This window comes from Variovorax sp. dw_308 (genome assembly GCF_019207085.1).
Lineage (GTDB): Bacteria > Pseudomonadota > Gammaproteobacteria > Burkholderiales > Burkholderiaceae_C > Variovorax.
The window spans coordinates 1-3,599 of record NZ_JAATOM010000066.1 but is presented as its reverse complement, the minus strand read 5'-3'; the positions used below and the strand labels follow the sequence as shown (position 1 = coordinate 3,599).

2 protein-coding genes are annotated in these 3,599 nt (G+C 59.5%); both read right to left on the bottom strand.

Annotated elements, in window-relative coordinates; genetic code table 11:
* Nucleotides 1-569: 569 nt before the first annotated feature.
* Complete coding sequence (locus HCU76_RS36100) at nt 570-1,715, bottom strand: glycosyltransferase family 1 protein (RefSeq protein WP_218512032.1); 1,146 nt, start codon at nt 1,713-1,715, stop codon at nt 570-572.
* A complete protein-coding gene (locus HCU76_RS36095; RefSeq protein WP_218512031.1) occupies nt 1,703-3,298 on the bottom strand; it encodes a glycosyltransferase in 1,596 nt (531 codons plus the stop codon). Before HCU76_RS36095 ends, HCU76_RS36100 begins: the two co-directional genes overlap by 13 nt.
* Nucleotides 3,299-3,599 lie beyond the last annotated feature (301 nt).

Below are 3,599 nucleotides of genomic sequence, written 5' to 3'. Positions count from 1 at the left end.
CCTGCAACACCTACCCCTGAAAGATCAGTGAGCAACGAGGTAGGTATGACTATCAACCATCAACCCTAGGCAGCGATCCACGCAGTGACCAGTTCGCCCGAATCGGTGGCGCTAGCGACGCCGCCTGCGATCAAATCGGAGGTCGTGCCAGGCGCCCGGCGCCGATACTTCTCCAACGCTGACAAGCGCCGCATTCCGGAGGCCCCGGCAAGATCGGCGCGTTGACGTGCCATGAGGGCGTGTATTCCTCCAGCCTGAGCATTTGGCGACGCCAGTGCGAGGTGCCGATCTGGCTGCACATTGCGCACCTGACGCGCGGGAGCGAGCGCCTGAAGAGCCGACTGGACAAGGCGATGGCGGTGATCCGCCATTACGTCTTCTCGCCGTTGTCGTCGAGCTGGTGGCCCGGTGGCCCAGCAGGGCCGCAAGTTTTTATTTGGACTTCGAACCGAGATTTGGCCCTCGTGACGCTCAAGCAATGCGCGGAAGCAGCGTTGGATGCGGCTCGACTGGGACGAGATTCTGCGCAACGAGGGCTGATAGTCAGCGTACGCGACTTGTGAGCTGAATCAGCCCAGTACATCAACCTCGCCCTGCAACTCTCTGAGCCGGGCCCAACGCGAATAGAAGGGCCGATGTACCCCCGTGTCGCCTTCCGCAGCCAAGGATCGGATGCCCTTGGTCATCTCCTTTGCGAAAGTTTCCCAGCGGAACCTAGCCGCCTGAAAGCCCCCGCGCTCTATCAGGCGCTCACGCACCAACGGGTCACGCACTTGGCGAAGCGCATCCACCATCTCATGAATCGACGCCCCTGAGATCGTCAGTGCAGCGTCGGCTGCCACTTCGGCTAACGAGCCGTGAGAGGTGCAGATCACCGGGCAGCCGCAAGCCATCGCCTCGGCGACCGGTAGACCGAACCCCTCGTAGAGCGAAGGGTAAACGAGAGCCGCCGCACCGCCATAGGCCAGTGCGAGCTCTTCGTCGTTGAGGTCAGCGTGAACAATTCTGTGGCCGGTCGCATCCGTCCCGGAACTCGGAGTGTTCTTCTCTCCACCGACGCAAAGTACGTCGAAATCGACCTCCATGCTTGCCATGGCATCGAAGAATAGGCTCGCGTTCTTGTAGTTGTTGGCCTGCACGCGAGATCCCACGAACATGTAGTAGGGGCGGTGCAGTCCCAGCCGGACGCGAAACTCGTTGACGGCATTTTCGTCGCGTGGCCTAAAGATTGGATCGATGCCGCAATGCGCGAACGATACTTTGCCTGGGTCGAGTTCGGGGTAAAACTCCAACAGATCCTTGCGGGTATTGTTCGAGATGCAGATGTGCCGACGGGCGTGAAGGATGGCGAGCTCCTTCTCCCGCCAGTCCCGAGCTGATAGGTCGAAACCGAGTCGCTCGGGGATCATGTCGTAGACGAGCAGCAGCGACGGAGTCTCCATCGGCGTGCTGTAGTAGGTCGAGGTGAAGACCTTCGCGCCATAGTGGCGGCAAATTTTCTCCAACAGTTGCGAGTCGCCGGCGTTGTACTTTGATTTGTAGCTTGGAAACGGAACGACTTCGACGCCGTCGAACTTGTCGCTGACGCCGCCCCGGTCCAGAAACACGATCGGCATTTCAAGATTCTTCGCAAGAAGTGGCATTACTGCTCGCCAGATGCGTGCAATCCCCGACTGCGCGAGTTGGAAAAAAACCCCGTCAATCACAAGTGCCATCGTGAATCCTCAATTGACCGATCGTCCGATCGTCCGCTCGAGGCGGCGAGTCGAAGCGCTCGTTGCGCTGCCACATAGCGCCAGTCGAACGCGGCCCGCTCAGTCTGGCCAACCGCTACCTCCACGCCCGCCAAGCGGGACAACTCGCGCATGAATTCTTCGTCCGATGACAGCAGCCAAGGCGAGAGGAGCTTGCGGCCGTGGCGCTTGGTGCTGCGATTCGCTTCATCGATACCCCGCGTGTTTGGCTGCGTCGACAGGCCTTCAGGGTTTACGAAATAGACGACGTGTGGGTCATTCAATTTGAAAAAGGTCTTTCCGCCCTGGATGCAACGCAGCCAGAAGTCGTAGTCTCCCGCAGACCGGAAGCCTTCATCGAACATGCCAATTTCTTCATGCAAACTTCGTCGCCACATCGGCGCGTTGTGTGGGGAATTGGACTGCATGAGGTTGTAGGGTGTGACCACTGGCACCTCGCTCTTGAATCCGACGGCCGCAGTCTTTGCGAAAGGCGCTTTTCCGTCGAAAGAGTAGTAGAAGTCTTGGTAGACCACATCCACAAAACGAAACGCCTCGAGGATCTCCACCTGACGCTCGAACGAATCCGACCTTCTGAGATCATCCAGGTTGGTATTCGTGAGGTATTGACCACGAGACATTTCCACACCGAGGTTCCACGCTTCGTAGATCCCGATTCGAGTCGAAGCCCGGTGGTAAACGATATTGGGGAACCGCTCCATGTAGCGGGCAATGACCGCGGCTTCGCCTTCAGGGGAGTCCGCGTCGATGATGATGAGTTCGCAGTGGGTCGCGAAGATCGTCTGCGAGGTGATGTTGTCGAGAAACTGCTCGATGTAGTCACCCCCACGGTAAAGACTCGCAATCGCGGTAACGAGGATCTCCGGCTTGTTGGGAACGTTGAGGCTCGTATAGCGTCTTGGCTCGACAGGTGGGTAGTCTGAGCCAATCGAGTCGGCCTTTCCTTGCCACTCCTTGATGCTGATGAACCGGTCCGTGCCGAGCCAGGGCGCGAGGTTTGGATCATGTACGGGTGCTTGCCCAGCATCCGTCAGTTCCTTGGTGGCAAGCTGTGCGAAGAGCTGCAGCACCAATTGACTGCGCCCCAATGTATGCCGGCTTAGGAGCCGGTCCCATTGAACGACCTCGGACACCATCGGGCTGCGCCCCTGCAGACGCTCGAAGGCGAACTGGACAAACTTGCCGTTGGGAACCTCGGGCAAGAGATTCGCACGTTGGCGCACAAGATCCGCCTCCGACGACTTGGCAATGGCCTCGACCATTCCGGCAACGCTTATTCGATTGCCGAGAACCTCGTTGACCCACGCCTGTACTTCATCGGCGCTGGGCGTGCGTTCAAGGGTCAGATGATAGAGGCGCGCTACTACCGCCTCAACCTCGGCAGCGTTCGCGGTGGGGGGCTGCAGGGGGGGGGCATCCGTCTGCGCGAGTGAGGCCACCGCGACGGGTGCTTGAAAAATGCTGCGGTAGCCGCGTCCCATCGGCAGCCGCAACCATTTGGGCATGTGCCGGACCAGCGCCGACCTGCGAATCTGTTCAATCACGTAGCACCTTGTCCAAAACTTCGGGTAGATGGTCCGCGCCGGTCGTGCAGCAAGCTGGAGGCAGTCACCCTGACTCGCCGCTATACCTGAAGGGTTCTGGCTGCGCACGTCGCGGTACTTGGCTCCGATAGTCTTCCCGCACTTTTCGGTCGAGCACGTGGAAAAGCTTACCAGACCATCGATCGCGACCGCAGGCGCTGCTCTACGGAGTGCGGAAGCGGAAGCATCTCCGTGGACTGGGGCATCTCCATCTCCGGGCAGTACGTGACGCGACTGCTTGACCAGGCGGCTGTCTCCAGAG

Excerpts from the sequence above, each read along its gene's own strand:
- HCU76_RS36100 (WP_218512032.1), bottom strand. The coding sequence starts at position 1,715 with ATGGCACTTGTGATTGACGGGGTTTTTTTCCAACTCGCGCAGTCGGGG.